Source organism: Paenibacillus sp. CB74 (genome assembly GCF_055687625.1).
Genome location: NZ_CM146009.1, coordinates 1,972,989 through 1,989,389 on the forward strand (window position 1 = coordinate 1,972,989; position 16,401 = coordinate 1,989,389).

The 16,401-nt window shown below is 43.3% G+C and carries 14 protein-coding genes; 1 reads left to right on the forward strand and 13 read right to left on the reverse strand.

Annotation, left to right across the window (positions count from 1 at the left end):
• Positions 1 to 37: 37 nt before the first annotated feature.
• The 13 genes from ACX9NY_RS08820 to ACX9NY_RS08880 form a co-directional block, all read right to left on the reverse strand.
• Positions 38 to 1,009: a sensor domain-containing diguanylate cyclase gene (locus tag ACX9NY_RS08820; RefSeq protein ID WP_339261198.1), complete on the reverse strand. Its 972-nt coding sequence runs from the start codon at positions 1,007 to 1,009 to the stop codon at positions 38 to 40.
• Positions 1,002 to 1,634, reverse strand: coding sequence for a chemotaxis protein CheC (locus ACX9NY_RS08825; protein WP_339242714.1), 633 nt, complete (start codon positions 1,632 to 1,634; stop codon positions 1,002 to 1,004). Before ACX9NY_RS08825 ends, ACX9NY_RS08820 begins: the two co-directional genes overlap by 8 nt.
• The gene (locus ACX9NY_RS08830) at positions 1,624 to 1,998 is read right to left on the reverse strand and encodes a response regulator transcription factor (RefSeq protein WP_339261196.1); all 375 of its coding nucleotides are present in this window, start codon (positions 1,996 to 1,998) and stop codon (positions 1,624 to 1,626) included. The genes ACX9NY_RS08825 and ACX9NY_RS08830 overlap by 11 nt, the downstream gene beginning before the upstream one ends.
• A 292-nt stretch (positions 1,999 to 2,290) precedes the next feature.
• Positions 2,291 to 3,193, reverse strand: a complete 903-nt coding sequence (locus ACX9NY_RS08835; protein WP_339242711.1) for a carbohydrate ABC transporter permease — start codon at positions 3,191 to 3,193, stop codon at positions 2,291 to 2,293.
• Between the two features lie 12 nt (positions 3,194 to 3,205).
• A complete protein-coding gene (locus ACX9NY_RS08840; RefSeq protein WP_339243071.1) occupies positions 3,206 to 4,108 on the reverse strand; it encodes an ABC transporter permease in 903 nt (300 codons plus the stop codon).
• Between the two features lie 174 nt (positions 4,109 to 4,282).
• Positions 4,283 to 5,938: an ABC transporter substrate-binding protein gene (locus tag ACX9NY_RS08845; RefSeq protein ID WP_339242710.1), complete on the reverse strand. Its 1,656-nt coding sequence runs from the start codon at positions 5,936 to 5,938 to the stop codon at positions 4,283 to 4,285.
• Positions 5,939 to 6,077: 139 nt separating this feature from the next.
• A complete protein-coding gene (locus ACX9NY_RS08850; protein WP_472478190.1) occupies positions 6,078 to 7,619 on the reverse strand; it encodes a response regulator transcription factor in 1,542 nt (513 codons plus the stop codon).
• 13 nt (positions 7,620 to 7,632) lie between these two features.
• Entirely contained in the window at positions 7,633 to 9,414 is a 1,782-nt protein-coding gene (locus ACX9NY_RS08855; RefSeq protein ID WP_472478192.1) for a sensor histidine kinase, read from the reverse strand.
• 4 nt (positions 9,415 to 9,418) lie between these two features.
• The gene (locus ACX9NY_RS08860; RefSeq protein ID WP_339242705.1) at positions 9,419 to 10,534 is read right to left on the reverse strand and encodes a response regulator transcription factor; all 1,116 of its coding nucleotides are present in this window, start codon (positions 10,532 to 10,534) and stop codon (positions 9,419 to 9,421) included.
• 383 nt (positions 10,535 to 10,917) lie between these two features.
• Positions 10,918 to 11,757, reverse strand: a complete 840-nt coding sequence (locus ACX9NY_RS08865; protein ID WP_472478195.1) for a formylglycine-generating enzyme family protein — start codon at positions 11,755 to 11,757, stop codon at positions 10,918 to 10,920.
• A 134-nt stretch (positions 11,758 to 11,891) separates the two neighbouring features.
• Positions 11,892 to 12,527, reverse strand: a complete 636-nt coding sequence (locus ACX9NY_RS08870; RefSeq protein WP_339242701.1) for a glycoside hydrolase family 11 protein — start codon at positions 12,525 to 12,527, stop codon at positions 11,892 to 11,894.
• A 73-nt stretch (positions 12,528 to 12,600) separates the two neighbouring features.
• Positions 12,601 to 13,374: an alpha/beta hydrolase gene (locus ACX9NY_RS08875; protein ID WP_472478198.1), complete on the reverse strand. Its 774-nt coding sequence runs from the start codon at positions 13,372 to 13,374 to the stop codon at positions 12,601 to 12,603.
• Positions 13,375 to 13,414: 40 nt separating this feature from the next.
• Positions 13,415 to 14,698, reverse strand: a complete 1,284-nt coding sequence (locus tag ACX9NY_RS08880; RefSeq protein ID WP_472478200.1) for an SGNH/GDSL hydrolase family protein — start codon at positions 14,696 to 14,698, stop codon at positions 13,415 to 13,417.
• Between the two features lie 291 nt (positions 14,699 to 14,989).
• Here ACX9NY_RS08880 and ACX9NY_RS08885 point away from each other — a divergent pair, with 291 nt between their 5' ends.
• The gene (locus ACX9NY_RS08885) at positions 14,990 to 16,132 is read left to right on the forward strand and encodes a glycosyl hydrolase family 8 (protein ID WP_472478202.1); all 1,143 of its coding nucleotides are present in this window, start codon (positions 14,990 to 14,992) and stop codon (positions 16,130 to 16,132) included.
• Positions 16,133 to 16,401 lie beyond the last annotated feature (269 nt).

Genomic DNA, 16,401 nt, shown 5'->3' on the forward strand with positions numbered 1-16,401 from the left:
AAAGTTGCTATTATAGCAACTTTATTAACAGGCATCTTTAGAATTCTTCAACATGTTCAGGTTCATAGATTCCGTAACCATTTTTGCCATTCTTTTTAATCGTGTACATGGCTTGATCGGCATATCTTAGAAGTTCAGAAGGCTCTTGTCCATGGGTTGGAAACAGGCTAATGCCTATACTTATGGATAGATTAATATGGTTTCCAGCAATTTTAAAATGCGTACTGAATGCAGCATCCAACTTTTTGGCAATTGTTATAGCCTCTTGATCATTCTGTAGATGGCTTAAGATAGTGAATTCATCCCCGCCGAGCCGGGCCACCATGTCTGTGCTCGGGATCGTTTCTCTGAAACGTTTTGCCATCTCCATCAACACTTGATCCCCAACATCGTGTCCATATGTATCATTCACTTGCTTGAATCCATCGGCATCCACAAACATGACAGCAAGTTTGCTATCGTGTCTTTGTGCATTGCTAATTGACCAGGCAAGACGGTCATTATAAGCAAGACGATTAGGCAGACCGGTAAGCACATCATGCAAAGACAGATGTTTGCTCATTCTCGCGGACTTTTTAATTGTGGTATATTCCGTCTCAAGTTCTTTAATCAGATTTTTAAGTTTATACACACGGGTATTTGTATTCGTCATGTCAGTAATCTGAATAAGGGCATAACTGTGATCTTCCAGATAGAGTGGCTCCACGTGCATATTTTGTCTGAATATATATTCATCCTCGCCTTCCCTCGGGAGAATGAATGCCTTATGTAAAGCGCTTGAGCAAAATCTGCTCTGACCGTGATACAGCGCATTTTGCAAAATATTCTGATACATGTTCGACTTAAACCGTGGGCAGACTTCAAGCAGATTCAGTCCTATAACCTCTTCCGCATTTTTGCCAGTAAAGCGTTCCAACCAGCCATTCCAAAGAACAACTTTCAATTGTCTATCGACAATGAGCATGCCTATATTGGCTTTTTTCAGTGCTTGTGATAGAAGATTATTCATGGCCAGCTCCTAGCAATGCATCAATTTTGTCTAGCAAAATGGAGATGGAGCTCATACTCAACGCAATAATAATTATTCCTTTCACGTCCGTTTCGGCGAGCAAAAACGATGTATGGAGAACAAGTACATATACTTCGTTTTGAAGTAGTATTTCCGGATCAGAGTGAGTGCCATGAATTAATTCAATATCCGGCAGTACATATTCAAGTTTTAACTCAAGGAAATTGCCAAATTCTCCAATGATGGCATTGAGAAGGACATTGCTGACTTCTTTCAACACATCCAGATCGGTATCCATCAAGCGGAAGTTTTCAGGTATGGTCTCAGTGAGCTCCCCAAGACACATATTTGCCAGGATTTTAGCCTGCTCCGCGGGAAACATCAAAAAAGCTTTTCCTTGAAACTCATAGCCAAATTGAAGAGAAGACCTGAATAGATGCCCTTCATTGAAAAAAATGTTATATCTCCGATCTTTCCGATCAACATCGGAGAAAGAAATCAGTTCTACATCAGGAATGTTCAATACAATATGCCTGTCAACAATCTCTGATAACATATTGGCAGCTTGTCCCACGTATACGTTCACAAGTTCAGTAAGCAAATCCTTCTGCAATTCATTCAGCATGATTGGTCACCCGAATTAATTCAACCAACGTATTTGCTTTATCAACAGTTAAGGGCTTATTTAAAAAGCCTGAGATTCCTAGACTCTCTACTTCTTCACGTGTCGCCTTCTGGATATCCGCGGATAAAATAATAATATGTACATCCCGATCGATTTCCCGAATCATACGAAGCATTTCTTGTCCATTCAAACCAGGCATTAGCAGATCCGTTATGATAAGATCAGGCTTGAATGCCTGATATAAGTTATATCCTTGCTCTCCATTGCTTGCAATCTGAATCTCGCAATCCGTAATATGATCCATAATTAGCTTTCGGACCAATTTCTGTACAAAGATGGAGTCTTCCACAATTAGTACTTTCATTTTCTTTAGTCTCCTCGTCAACAATGTTAAAGCTTGGGAAATTCAGGTGTTGTAGACAGTTCTTTAATAAGGAGCACTTGCGCTATTGGCACTCCTGCAATTTATAGAAGTAAAACAATTTATAATACAGTAGTGTCAAATAGATTGTCAACAATATTGTTGAACAAAACTTTTTCGTTCTTCTGGTGTAACTCCCCTTTGTGGATAAATGGCTCTAAACAAGTCAAAAACGGCCACGCATGTGGCCGTTCTGGATTATTAATCTTTAACAGAATCTGTTTACCAATCAAGTTTACTCTTTTACCCCGCCAAGCTGCAAGCCATGAACGAAATACTTCTGCAAAAATGGATATACAACCAAGATCGGCAATGCGGCAACAATTGTAATGGCTGCCCGAATAGATACTGGAGTGACCATGTTGCGCGCAGCGCCAAGATCTGCCCCATTGGCAACGGCTGCACTGCTGTTGGAATTCATGGAAGAAGATAATAGTTTCATCAACTCATATTGCAGCGTACTCAGGTTTTGTTTAGAAGAAGCATAGAGGAACGTATCGAACCAAGAGTTCCACTGGCCGACTGCAATGAACAGTGCAACCGTAGCCAACACTGGTTGGCACAGCGGTAGAATAATGGACATGAACGTTCTGAAATCTCCAGCACCATCAATTTTGGCAGATTCGATCAGTCCCTCAGGTAGTGTCTGGATATAGGTTCGAATAACGATCATATTAAAAGCACTGATCAACCCAGGAATAATGTACACCAGAAAGTTGTTTAACAAATGCAAATCTTTCATTAGGAAGTACGTTGGAATAAGACCTGCACTAAAATACATCGTAAGAACAACAATAATGGTAATGGGCTTTCGTAATATATAGTCTTTTCGGCTTAATGTGTAAGCCAGCATGGAGGTTAAGAATAGACTTAATACTGTCCCCAAAACTGTTCTCGCCACAGATATACCAAAGGCGCTGAAGATGGTTCCTCCTGCAAATACTGCTCTGTAGTTTTGATCTGTCCATACCCGAGGCCACAGATAAATCCCACCCCGGATGGTGTCATTACCGGCATTGAACGATACGGCGAGTGTATTCACAAACGGATACAGGGTAACAATCGCGATTGCGATCATCAGTATACCATTTAACGTATGGAAGACAATCGGTTCAAGCCGAGATTTATTGATTCCCATCTCTAGTCCCCCTTATATTAATCGGTCTTCCCCGAGCCGTTTGGAAATAGAATTCGCTGCAAAGATCAGCGTGATACTAACTACTGTCTTGAATATGCCTGCTGCGGTAGCCAAAGAGTAATTTCCGATCTGTAGTCCGTATTTCAGGACAAATATATCTATCGTCTGTGACCAGTCGACAACCACACCATTACCTAACAGATACTGAACTTCGAATCCAGCTTCCAGAATCCAGCCCATATTCATGATCAGCAAAATGATAACAATGGATTTGATTCCGGGTAAGGTCACATACAGCATTTTCTTATATCGGTTCGCACCATCGATCTCTGCTGCTTCATAGAGCGAGGGATCGATCGACGTAATGGCCGCCAGATAAATAATGGCATTCCAGCCTACTTCTTTCCACACATGAGATGCGCCTACAATGCCCCAGAAATATTCCGGAACGCTGAGCCACATGATAGGTTCTTGAATGATGTTTAACTTCATGAGCACCACATTGACAATCCCGCCGTCTACAGACAGTGAACTTGCCACGATGCCTGTCACGATAATCCATGAGAGAAAGTGAGGCAAATACGATATCGTTTGAATCGTTCGTTTATAGAACTTATGCTTGATCTCATTAAGTAAAATGGCAAATATAATGGCTGTCGCAAATCCGAGTACCATATTGATTACACTCATCGCAATGGTATTACGAAGCACGTTAAGAAAAGCATCATCAGTTAGCAAAAACTTGAAATGTTTGAGCCCGACCCATTCCTGCTGGGAGAAATTCTTGGCAGGACTGTAATTCTGAAAGGCCATAACCCAGCCCCAAATGGGATAATACGAGAATACGAGAATGTACGCAACGATGGGCAATGACATGAACATTAGTTGTCTTTGTCCGCGCAACCGTTTTAACATTGGTGTTTTGGCAACGACTGTACGGGTGGTTTGCTCTGGTATGGCTCCAGGCGTGTTCGCCATCTTTCACTCCTCCTATTGGCTTACAGCGACTTTATGCATGATACCCGGAAGGTACTCGCCTGAGTAATTCCTTTGGTTAATACCTTCCGAGTGAATCATTGCCGCATTTTTTTATTTAACAGACCAGTTCTCGATTCTCCATTTCAGTTGTTCATTAATTCGGTCTTCATAAGCTTTAATATCGATTTTCTTGTAAGCGTCTACATATTCAGTCCAAATGTTATCGAATTCATTCGGTTTTGACATGATCGCTTTAGGTAAGAATTTCAATGAAGTGTCTGTCATTTGTTTGTTCGCTACCGCAGCATCAGAGCCTTCTTTCAGATCGACCTGCCATGCTGGATAGTACACTGGATTTTCTGGTGCAGGAGAGAAGAAGTCACTCCACGTTTTGAAGCCATATGCATCCAGAAGCTCTTTATCTTCCGGTTTGAGGTTGTCATAGAATTCCTCAGGTTGGTTGATCGCTCCAATGGCATTGCCATCTTCAAATGTTCCTTCGAGCTTTGGTGCCGCAGCATAGAAACCTTCCGCTTTGTTAACCAATCTCCATGCCGGATCATCCTGCTCTTTACGTTGCTCTGGTGTACGATAGAATCTTCCCTCTTCATTCACCTGATAGTCTACACCTTCTTCACCCCATGACAAGAGTTTCTGGTACTTCTCATCCATAAGCTTATCGAGGAATTTAATGAGTGCGACAGGGTCTTCGGCATCTTTACTGATACCAAAACCATTGTTCAAGTTAATGACCGGACGATCCAGATAATGATCTGTGATACTTGTATCATAGACTAGCGGGAAGCCTACGTATGTCTGACCGATTTTCCCCTGTGCTACGAGTGGGTCTTCGCCGGCTTGGAAATTCCAGTGCTGGTCGAACATACTAAGTACACGTCCCGAAGAAATTTTGGCCAGATATTGATCATAGTTCTGAACGAAGGCTTCTTTATCCAGCAATCCTTCATTGTACAGATTGTTTAGTTCCTTATAATAACGTTTGGAGATATCCTTGTCGGCAAAAACACTCGCCACTCCATTCTCATCTACGACTACGCCCCCATCATTAGGGTGACCCGTAAGATGTTCTGGTGGATTAAGCAAAGGGAACGTCCGCCAGTCAGATGCCAGTGTAGTAAAGCCAATCGTCGGTTGTCCATCAATCGTCGGATTCTTGGCTGCATAATCACGAACCAACTTTGTGAAATCATCCAACGTTTTAGGAGTCGGGTACCCGGCATCCTTCAGTATGGACTTTTGAATCCAGAATGCTGGCCCAGAATAATAGTTACTAATGAACTCCCCTGTATACACTCCATAGTTAGGCAACCAGTAAATGTGTCCGTCACTGGAATCTTTCATCCGGTTCCAGTCTTTACCGAAATGCTTCTTCAGATTAGGTGCATGCTCTTCAATGAGATCCTCGAGCGGAATAACCGCACCGGCTGATACCAGTTTGGTATCTGCTGTGATCAAGTCAGGGAAATCGCCACCGGCAATCATAACGCCGAGCTTCTGTTGAAGATCACCCACAAGAAACTCCATCTCAAGATTGACTCCGAGCTCATCCTGGATCTTCTTGTAGATTCGGTTGTCTTTAGCTGGCGCCTGATTTGGCGTTCCGATAAAGGCCGTAATGTTCAGTACCTCTTTCCCATCCGGTGTAGTTGCTTTCTCATTGTCACCGCTGCATCCTGCAAGTGCCAAACTTAAAGCCAGAACGAGTGATACGGAACCCCAAAGCTTCTTTTTCTTAAGTCCCCCCATGTACTTGCCCTCCTTGGAAGTAGTATGTCTTACTGTTTTTAGTATGAAGAAATGTATGCGGTTTCAAAATATATATATTTAAGGTCCACCCCCCTGTAATTGCAGGTCTTATTCGGGAGAGGTTCTTCTTTTTCAAGTCTCAATTCACATACTTTTGTCTGTATTCTAAAGGTTTCATGGCTGTACGTTTTTCGAAGTGTCTTAGAAAATGCTGGTAACTGCGGTACCCTACCTGCTCTGCGATCGCACTTGATGTCTGATTCGTATGCTGGAGGAGACGTTTCGCTTCTTCCATTCGCAGATCATGTACTACCTCGATTACACCTTTGCCGTACTTTCGCAAAAAGGACTGCCCTAAATGGACTGGGTTCACGTAGAATCGTTCTGCGAGTTCCTGGATCGTAAACGTCTCTCTGTAATGCATCTGCACATATTCAGCAACCGTTGCCTGAATGCCACCAAGCTGTCTTTCCCGGAAAATAGCCAGTTCTGACTTGCATTGCAAACAGAAATGTTCCAGATTGCTAGCAACCTTTTCGATATTTCGTTGGCCCTTCTCCAGGATTCCGCTTGCCAATTCATTCATTAGAGCATTAGATTCTCCTCCTAATTCTCTACACAAGGACAGTCCGCGGAATATAATATGGGTAGAGAAAATATGTACAATCTCTGGCGCAGCCTTCATCTCTATAAACAGTTCAAAGGCACTACGAATGCAGCTTGAGAGTTCCTCTACAGAACCGTTCTCAAGCAACTCGCTAATATGGTCCACCTCTGACAGTGTTTCCGGATCAAACTGCCAATTCTCCAGCTGAATTTCTTCGGCAAACAACAGGCGCTTTTGATTAAAAAACAAATAACGCCCAACTTCCTGAGCGGAGCAGAAGGATTCAGATAAAAGCTCCAGTTTGTTCACCGTTGAACCAACCGCGATATGAATATCTTCACAGCCGTTATTTTGCATGTTGCTCATCAAACGCTGGGCAAAAGCTTTAACTGCTTCAGAAGTCCCCCCGCTATCATTCACTTCTTCACCCCATACCAGTCCCAATGAGTCTCTTGTTCTGTCTAACACATAACAACTAGTTGTTGCGTCAGCCATTTGTTCAGCTACTAAACAGGCTTCCTGAATATCTCCTTGAAGAGCTATCCGCAGGTATGCCCAATGGGACTTGTTCAAACGAGGAAGGGTCTCTGACATCTCCTGCTCCGATATAGTCTGCTTATCCTTAATCAGTGCGGACAAAAACGCTTTGATCCTTTGCTCGTTGGCATGTTCCCGAATACGCTCCTGATTTTCACGTTCCTGCAATTGCATACGGAGACGAACCAGCATATCCTCTGCTTCCATACTGTCAACGGGTTTGGTTAAATAGTTGGAGACACCTAATCGAATGGCTTGTCTGGCATAATTAAAGTCACTGTATCCACTCGTGATGACAAACAGCACAGACTCATGCTCCAATCGTCGTGCTTCTTCTACAAGTTCAAGTCCATTCATGACAGGCATACGAATGTCTGTCACCACGAGATCAGGTTGATCTTCTTGTATCATACGAATGGCTTCCTCACCATTGGCGCACACACCTCTGATTTCAAATCCATGCTTTTCCCAATTGATCAGAAGTTGTAATCCTTCAATGGCATACGGTTCATCATCCACTAGCAATACTTTATACATGAGAGTTTACCTCCTATTTCCTCTGTTCCAACCTGGAGATTGGTATACGGTATCCTGCAATGGTTTGCTCTCCCGGTACACTGCTTAGATCGAATATCGCATTTCCTTCATAAAAGAGTTCCAACCTGCGGTAGACATTACGCAGTCCTACATGTTCACCGTTTCTGGGTCTTTCAGAACGAATATCTCTCAGAAGCTCGGTTAGTCTCCCTGCATCCATGCCGATTCCATTATCGATCACCTGAATTAGCAATTCAGAAGCATTTCGTCTCGCCATTATCTTGATCTGTCTGCCATTTTTTCGCGCCTGCAAGCCATGTTTGCAGGCATTTTCGACGAGCGGTTGAATACTCATTCGCGGAATTAGCAACGAAGCTGCATCAGGGTCAACCTCGAAGGTGTAATCAAACAGCTCTCCAAAGCGAAACTTCTCAATCTGGAGATACAGATTCGTAAATTGCAGCTCTTCTTGCAAAGGAATCAGATTGTCAGAATGACTGAGCAACTGTCTCATCAGCATGGACAGACTTTTAATAATCTCAATGACTTCTGTATATCCATTTTTCGTACTAACGACCAGCAAGGCATTCAAAGTGTTAAATAAAAAATGGGGATTCATCTGACTCTGGAGCATGGACAATTCGGTCCTTACTTGATCCAACTCCAGATCTTTTTGACGGATTTCCAGTTTATATACGTCATTAATCAACGTATGAATTTTACCAATCATGATGTTAAATGTACGAATCAGCCCGCCAATCTCGTCGCGCCCTTCCTGAATTTCAATCAGATCGAATCGTTCATTGCGAACCTTCTCCATATGTCTGGATAACTTGCGAATCCGATAGTGATAGGAACGCAAAATAATGTAAATCAACACAGAGGGGACTACAATACTAATTGCCAGTAATCCCAGAATGGATTTGAAGGCTTCTTGCAACAGGTGGTCAAGGTGACGCGTATCGGCAACGCCAATCAATTTCCAACCCTTAAGGTACGCTAAATTGCCCAATGACTTTTCGAGTGTATAACCAGAATCGCCAGCTTCCTTGGATATTGGTTCGTTATCCTGGTTGGATATGGCGGTTTCGCTGAATTCTCCGCTTGAAACGACAGTACGGTTGTTGCTATCGACCAGACGCAGCTGAAGACTGTCTGATTCACGATTCAAAATGCTATACACCCGGTTAAGTTCCAGATCGATCTTGGAATACTTGTTGTAATTGGCATAGGAAGTGTAGGTATCCATTTTGCCAATCACACTGATCCTTCTTCCCGCGTTAAATCCGGACGGCTCAACATAATCAACAACAAGAATGCCCCCACTGGTGGATTTCAGCTGTTTCAATCCAGGAAGTACATTCTTGTCTTTCATCACAATATAATGACTGCCCGTCTGAATGGTATCATTATCCGTATAGATACGTACCTCCAGAATATTCGCTGACATATACCGTGTTAATTTATCTCGCAGAAATGCATGATACACATTGTAATAATCGACGGGGGAAGAATAGGTCCGATCCAATGCCTCGTAGAGCGAATCGTCTGCTGCAATAATTCGGCTAAGAGCAACGCTCTCATCAATCATGCCAAGCAGTTCCCCCGCAGCCCTATCGATGGATTTGCGCAGATTTTCCTGTTCTCTAATTTTGATATCCGCAGAGGTTCGTTGATAGAAGAAGATATTAATCGTTATTACAGGAAGGAGAATACTTAGTACATAAATAAGCAGAAATTTTGATCGGAGAGGAATATCATTAACCTTACGGAACATCCAGAATTTATGACGCATATGATCACCCTTGATTTTTGTTTTTGTAGACGGATGGAAGCTCCCCTGTATGTGCTCTGAATTTTTGGGTGAAATATTCAGCATCATGATATCCCAGACTGAATGCAATGTCAGTAATCTTCATATTGGTACGTCGCAGGAGTTTACGGGCCTCCTCAACACGAAGCTGGTGCACATAGTCACTGAAACTGACTCCCATCTCCCGCTTGAACTGTTGACCGAGATAGGCAGAATTCACGTGAATACGATTAGCTACATCTTGTAATTTAATTTTACTTCGATAGTGTTGTTTCAATTCATTCAGCGCTTCTGCAACAAGCCCTCCTGTACCCGATTTTTGCTTCGATTCAGACTGGGAAAGTTGCGCGGACAGTCGAACACACAGGTCTTGTAATGTGCCAGAAGTCCAACTCGCTGCCTCGTGCCATTCTTTTTCACATAGTATTTCTCTGCAAACCTCTCTCTTTCCATATTTCCGTAGCAACTCCCCATGGATATATCGGATGACATGATGTATCCACTCCAATGAAACTTCTGCTTTCTCACTTTTCTTTAGCAATGCCCTCACTGCATCATCGATGGAATATGTGTTTCCTGCTTCAATCAACGCCAAGATCTCTTTGGAGATGTTCATCATTTGCTCTAAATTATATTCTTCGCTTATTTGATATTCATGAAGATGATTTTCATAGGCTTCATCTGTAACCATAATTCCATTCTGCTGTTGTCGTTCATTTCTACGTTTGTCCAGAGGTTCTATCATTTCCATAAGGATTTGATGAATTTCCTCGGGAACAAGAGGTTTAAGCACATACTGATCGACCTGATACCGTATGGCTTGCTTGGCATAATTAAAATCGGAGTATCCTGTAACGATAACGATTTTGGAGGTATAAGCGAGATCTTCTCGCAAGGTGTGAATCAGACCGAGACCATCCATAACAGGCATTTGAATATCAGTAACGACAAGATCCGGTTCAACGGAGTTGAACAAAGCAAGTGCTTCCTCCCCATCGGTTGCCGTCCCACAGAGTTCATATCCACAAGCTCGCCAGTCGATCATCGTTCTCCATCCTTCTAGCATAAACGGCTCATCATCAGCGACAATGACCTTGTACATTAGCTCACCTCTCTTTTGTCCGTGATCAGCTGCATGTATTTTATCTATATCTATGGGTAGATTCCATTTGTTCCGAAAACGCTAAACAGCAGAACAACAGCAGGATTGTTGTCTGCTCGCACAACTTGGAGAATTTCAGGATCTGAAGATGTATGCAATTGTATAATAAATTACATTTTTACCAATCTAACCACCATTAATCGATAACTTAGAATTGTATCTATCAGTCGTATTATAAGAACGCTCCGATTATAACGAAGCGCCGGGAATGACAATACAAGTGTAACGCTTACATTTTTGTGCAACAACCTGATAAACTATAGGTTTTCACCCGATAAATTATAGGTCGAGCTCAGAAGTAATCCACTAACAGGCAAGAGAATTTATTCTCCGCGCACAATACGGAATCCTTGATCAGGCCCAAAACCATTTGCATCAAATTTGCCTCGGAATGCTATTTCATTGTTATTGACACCGCCCATCCAGCCTCCGCCTTTCACAACTCGCCAAGTTTGATTGGGTCCCTCCGGATCGCTGTACCACTCCCAGCACCATTCTCTCACATTCCCAGACATATCATAGATTCCTAACTCATTCGCCTTCTGAGTTCCGACTTTTTTGGTTTGGTTACGATTACTCTCAATAGCGGGCCAGCTCCAATCACCTGTCAGAATATTTTCGCCGGCATTTATCCAGTACCAAGCAACTTCATCCGGATTATTACTTCCGCTGTATGTGTAATCTAAGCTCTTTTGGCCTCCGCTTGCAGCGTACTCCCATTCTGCTTCTGTAGGTAAACGGTAACCGTTGGCACCTTCGTTGATCGTTACATTCCATTTGATATTGTCGTTTTCATTGTGATTATTCGTATCCAGATTGTCCTTGTCTATATTGTAATAAGGTTTCAGGTTTTCTTTTATACTTTTTTGATTACAGTATTCGACTGCGTCATACCAGCTGACCATTTCAACTGGCAGATCATCTCCCTTGAAGCCAGACGGGTTTTCCCCCATAATTTCCATCCATTCTTTTTGAGTCACTTCATATTTGCCAATATAAAAGGAGTCCAGCGTTTCATTTTTATTAGTAAAACTCGACTTACTGCTCTTGAAAGCCCCTCCTTCGACGAAAACCATGTCATCGTTTAATTGAGAATTACCGGCTGAACAAGCACTCAGACTAACAACCATGGCAATTAAAGTTAACCATACTAGCTTCCTCATTCAATTATTCTCCTTTGCTAAGCTTGAATCCGGCAACGTCGAGGTCCGTTAATCTGCTGAATAACGGTTCCTCAACGCTTCCGGAAAATTGAAATCAAATGCAAGTGCAGACGTTGAATTACATTACATCATTTTTACCAAACCGTTACGTTTGCACTTCCGCTGCTTTGATAACCCTCTGTAGCCATTACCTGATAGGACCAACTATTTCCAAGGTACATCCCTTTGCTCGCCCACGCATTCACATGATTGCTGAAAGTAATGGTAGAATTGACACCAGTCGGTCTCTTGGACTGTCTAACACTCCAATACTGAGGGAAAGTCTGCGTACCATCAATGGAAGGTGCATTGTATCTCATCGTTGTATAGATGTCATATGTGCCACCATCACTGTTCACCGTGCCCTTATACGTTCCGGTCGGACGATACGTTCCCCAGCTATCCACCACGTAATATTCAATTAAAGCGTTTCTAGTCCATCCATAGAAGGTGAGATAGCCATTACCTGAAGGAGCGAACACACCGGCATTGTAATTGACTACCCGATTAGGTGTGCCATATGTCCACCCTTTCCCGACAACAAAGTTCCCGGTATTTTGCCAATTCACGCTGTAATTCCCGCCAGATCCATTCACGGCGTTGACCGTTCCTCCACCATCTGTCCAATTTTGCCAATAATCTGTTGCAGCACTGGATGTTGCTGCGAATACACCAAAACTCATGGAAGCTGCAAGAACAACAGTCATTAATTTTTTACCGAATTTGAACATAAAATGATACCTCCTGATATTTTAATAGATTTGGTTGACACTACAATCCGATATGAATGATCTTCAGCAGATTTCACTTGAAAAGTCGTTGCGAAAACAGATACAGATCGTTCTTCCATACGGGCCAATCATGTCCTCCACTTTCCTCATGCCAAATGTGAGGTACTCCGTGTTGTGCCAGATATCGGTGAACTCCAAGACTAATCTCTATAAGATTGTCCTGCTCACCACAAGAGATCCACAACAGCGAGAGTAATGAAGGCGCTTTCGAAAGATCGGGAACAAGCAGCTCCGGACTTCTGGTGTTTGGGGCTGCAGAGAAAGCACCGATCCATGCAAAATGGTCCAGATTGCTTAATCCGATATTTAAGGCTTGACCTCCACCCATGGATAAACCAGCGATTGCCCTTTTATCCCGGCTTGTATGCACAGGATAGTTGGACTCCATGTAAGGGATCAAATCGTGAAGCAGATCGGATTCAAATCGTTCAAATGCCTTGATTTTTTTAGGTTCAAACAAGTCTCCTTCGGCCCGGTCGTTCGACATCGCGCGACCATTGGGGAAAACAATAACCATTGGCTCAAGCAAGTTATTGTTGTACAGATTATCAAGAATAATTTGGGGAGAACCATGAGTATGCCATTCGGTTTCGTCTCCACCAATCCCATGCAAAAGAAAAAGTACAGGATACATTCTTGTCGAAGAAAACTCTGGTGGGGTATACACCATCGCTTTACGGGCATTGCCAACCGCCCTGGAAGGGTACTCTATCGTCTCCATGACTCCACGTGGTATATTCTCCCGATATTGGTCATATCCCGTTACTGCTGATGAGATCAATTTCATTCTCTTTTCCTCCGAACATATGAATGACTATCCGTCTTAATTAATCCACATAGCCAAAACCCAGAATGGTGAAGCATTTATGTTCATGACCTTCTGCCATGTCGATCTCGATGGAGTGCTCCCTAACTTGTTCTTCGTCAAGCAGAAGTAATGCATGGCAATGGGTCCAGTTGATCTTACGCGGATCGACTTTTTGGACCAATACCCCATCTACCCTGATATCTGCAGTTCCGAATTCGTCGCTACCCGAATCCTTAAAGATCAGAATGAGACGTTTGCACTGCAAACTTATGTTGAAGCTGCTCTGAGACCCTCTTCCCTCTCCCGGACGCATCCAGTTGTTGGGGAACTGGGGTGTACCATAGTCATGAGCATCCATCTCAGCCATCTGCAGATCCGTGTCCGTTTTGCAAAAAGAGCCTTCATCGATAAGGGCAATGTTATTGCCGTTTTTCCGATCCAACAGCTTCACATGAACAAAATCATCTCCAATTAGCGGAGCTTTTTTATTATCATGATCTTGCTCATCCCATTCAGAATGATTCGTCACATCGAACAAATATTCCAAACAATCGGCCATAATCCGATGCCCTATGTTGGTCGGATGATATATATCATGGAAAAATTGCTTTTTGGAAATAATGTTACCCTCATCTATTGTCATGTTGAACTGATCTACGACAGCATCTTTCACACTTACCATTGGCAGATCATAATGCCAGCCAACCGGGGCGAGACGATCCTGCAGATTCCAGTCATTTTCAAATACACTGAATAACAAGATGACTGCTGGCTTGTTATCGGCAGCAAGTGCTTTGAGCACCAGACTCTCGTAACAATTCCCTTGAGTTTCATCATCTGCGTCATTCACTGCGAATTCGATTATGACAATATCCGGCTGAACCGTACCTCCACGTAACACATCACGATCATAACGTACAATCCCCAATTCCGAAGGAGTTCCACCTACGCCTGCTTTAATCAGATGAATCGGACTATCTTTTGAAAGCGCAAACATAAACTTGAACCATTCATACGACCGATAAGCGTAACTTTGAAGATGAATAGGTATTGCACCAGCACCTTGGGTAATGGAGCCTCCAATATAAGCAATAACAACAGGTTCGCCGTTTTTTGCCTTCTCAATGGCTCGTTTTAATCTGACATTAATCCCTTTGTTCAGAAGAGACCGGCCAATCATGTCGCGATATCCTTGTGATTCAAAGTCAATTGCGGGCTTGACTGACGAAGCTGTCACTCCCACTGGATCACGCGGTGCAGTGAATTCCGTGTTTTCACCTGCATCTTCTGAATCCCGGAGCATAAATCACCATCACATCCTTTCGGCTAGATTCTGATCATCCCTCAAACCAAATTTAAAGGACCACAGCTTGTATTATGATTAGATCAGGTGTGATCCTTCTCCCAAAGTGTATCGCTTACATAATTTTACAACAACCTGACAAAGTATAGGATTTCAACCACTATATCATTTTAAGTTAAGTACAATAACATGCGGATCAGAACACCTATAATTTTTCATGTAAACGCTTTAATTTGTATACTATTTCCATGTTATAATTTTGAAAAACCGCATTGATGAAGGAGGAAACGCATGAATATCACAGGTCAAGGCGCGTTGGATACGGGTATGTATACGAATCTGTTTTTGAAGCTAGGCTACGATCAGAATGAGATTACGACCAGATTGGATGAAACATGGAACGCGCTGTTTTATGGCGATGAAAATACTCGAATATATTATCCCATGGGTGAGGACAAGGGATATTTGCTAGATACCGGTAATCTCGATGTTCGATCTGAGGGCATGTCCTATGGCATGATGATGGCTGTTCAGATGGACAAGAAGGACGAATTTGATCGACTCTGGAATTTCTCCCACACCTTCATGCAGCATACCGAGGGTCAATACAAAGATTACTTCGCTTGGCATTGCAAGCCTGACGGTACCCGGCTCTCGCAAGGACCTGCTCCTGATGGCGAGGAGTTTTTTGCCATGGCGCTGTTTTTCGCCGCCAACCGCTGGGGGGATGGTACTGAACCTTATGATTACAAGGCACAAGCCCGCAAGATCCTTCGTGCCTGTATACATCAAGGTGAAAACGGCGAAGGTGACCCCATGTGGGACCCGGAAACAAAACTGATCAAATTCATTCCGGAAACACCGTTTAGCGATCCGTCCTACCATCTGCCTCATTTTTATGAACTATTCGCGAAATATGCGGATGAAGAAGATCAGGCTTTTTGGAAAGAAGCGGCGACCTCTAGTCGGTCTTACCTACATACAGCCTGCCATCCCGTCACCGGACTTTCATCAGAATATGCGAACTTTGACGGCTCTCCTGCCCCAATACAGCCACATGGGGATTTCAGGCATTTTTACAGTGATGCCTATCGTACTGCTGCCAATATTGCGCTGGACTGGGAATGGTTCCGCAAGGATCCATGGCAGATCGAACAATCCAATCGGATTCAGTCCTTCTTTAGTGATATTGAAATGTCTGATTATCGTCGTTATACCATTGAGGGTGAGCCTTTTGACGAACCTTCACTGCATCCTGTTGGTTTGCTGGCTACCAATGCCATGGCTTCACTGGCTGCAGATGGTCCGCATGCTGCCTCATTTGTTCGCAAATTTTGGAACACGCCTCTGCGTCAGGGAGAACGGCGTTATTACGACAATTGCCTGTATTTTTTCAGCATGCTGGCTCTAAGCGGAAGATATCGCATGTACTAAGCGGATGTGTCCGTGCCATTGCACCTGTCCTGCGGACGTTGAACAATGGTTGAGGCCAGGCTAAATTCAGCGACCATCGCCCTCGGAAAGCGGATCTTCTGGCGCTGCAAAGAATTCTAAGATAAATCTGAGCATCTGCATCGTCCCGAGCTGATGCAATGATATGTAGATCCTCTCATGAGACTTATCACACAAAAAAACGTTCCCGGCTCGCATCTGATAGCTGCGAATCGGGAACGTTTTTTTGTGCCAATATAGGCAACATCATC

Bases quoted from the DNA above. Each gene is read 5' to 3' on its own strand.
- ACX9NY_RS08820 (WP_339261198.1), bottom strand. From the start codon at position 1,009: ATGAATAATCTTCTATCACAAGCACTGAAAAAAGCCAATATAGGCATG.
- ACX9NY_RS08825 (WP_339242714.1), bottom strand. From the start codon at position 1,634: ATGCTGAATGAATTGCAGAAGGATTTGCTTACTGAACTTGTGAACGTA.
- ACX9NY_RS08830 (WP_339261196.1), bottom strand. From the start codon at position 1,998: ATGAAAGTACTAATTGTGGAAGACTCCATCTTTGTACAGAAATTGGTC.
- ACX9NY_RS08835 (WP_339242711.1), bottom strand. From the start codon at position 3,193: ATGGGAATCAATAAATCTCGGCTTGAACCGATTGTCTTCCATACGTTA.
- ACX9NY_RS08840 (WP_339243071.1), bottom strand. From the start codon at position 4,108: ATGTTAAAACGGTTGCGCGGACAAAGACAACTAATGTTCATGTCATTG.
- ACX9NY_RS08845 (WP_339242710.1), bottom strand. From the start codon at position 5,938: ATGGGGGGACTTAAGAAAAAGAAGCTTTGGGGTTCCGTATCACTCGTT.
- ACX9NY_RS08850 (WP_472478190.1), bottom strand. From the start codon at position 7,619: ATGTATAAAGTATTGCTAGTGGATGATGAACCGTATGCCATTGAAGGA.
- ACX9NY_RS08855 (WP_472478192.1), bottom strand. From the start codon at position 9,414: ATGCGTCATAAATTCTGGATGTTCCGTAAGGTTAATGATATTCCTCTC.
- ACX9NY_RS08860 (WP_339242705.1), bottom strand. From the start codon at position 10,534: ATGTACAAGGTCATTGTCGCTGATGATGAGCCGTTTATGCTAGAAGGA.
- ACX9NY_RS08865 (WP_472478195.1), bottom strand. From the start codon at position 11,757: ATGAGGAAGCTAGTATGGTTAACTTTAATTGCCATGGTTGTTAGTCTG.
- ACX9NY_RS08870 (WP_339242701.1), bottom strand. From the start codon at position 12,527: ATGTTCAAATTCGGTAAAAAATTAATGACTGTTGTTCTTGCAGCTTCC.
- ACX9NY_RS08875 (WP_472478198.1), bottom strand. From the start codon at position 13,374: ATGAAATTGATCTCATCAGCAGTAACGGGATATGACCAATATCGGGAG.
- ACX9NY_RS08880 (WP_472478200.1), bottom strand. From the start codon at position 14,698: ATGCTCCGGGATTCAGAAGATGCAGGTGAAAACACGGAATTCACTGCA.
- ACX9NY_RS08885 (WP_472478202.1), top strand. From the start codon at position 14,990: ATGAATATCACAGGTCAAGGCGCGTTGGATACGGGTATGTATACGAAT.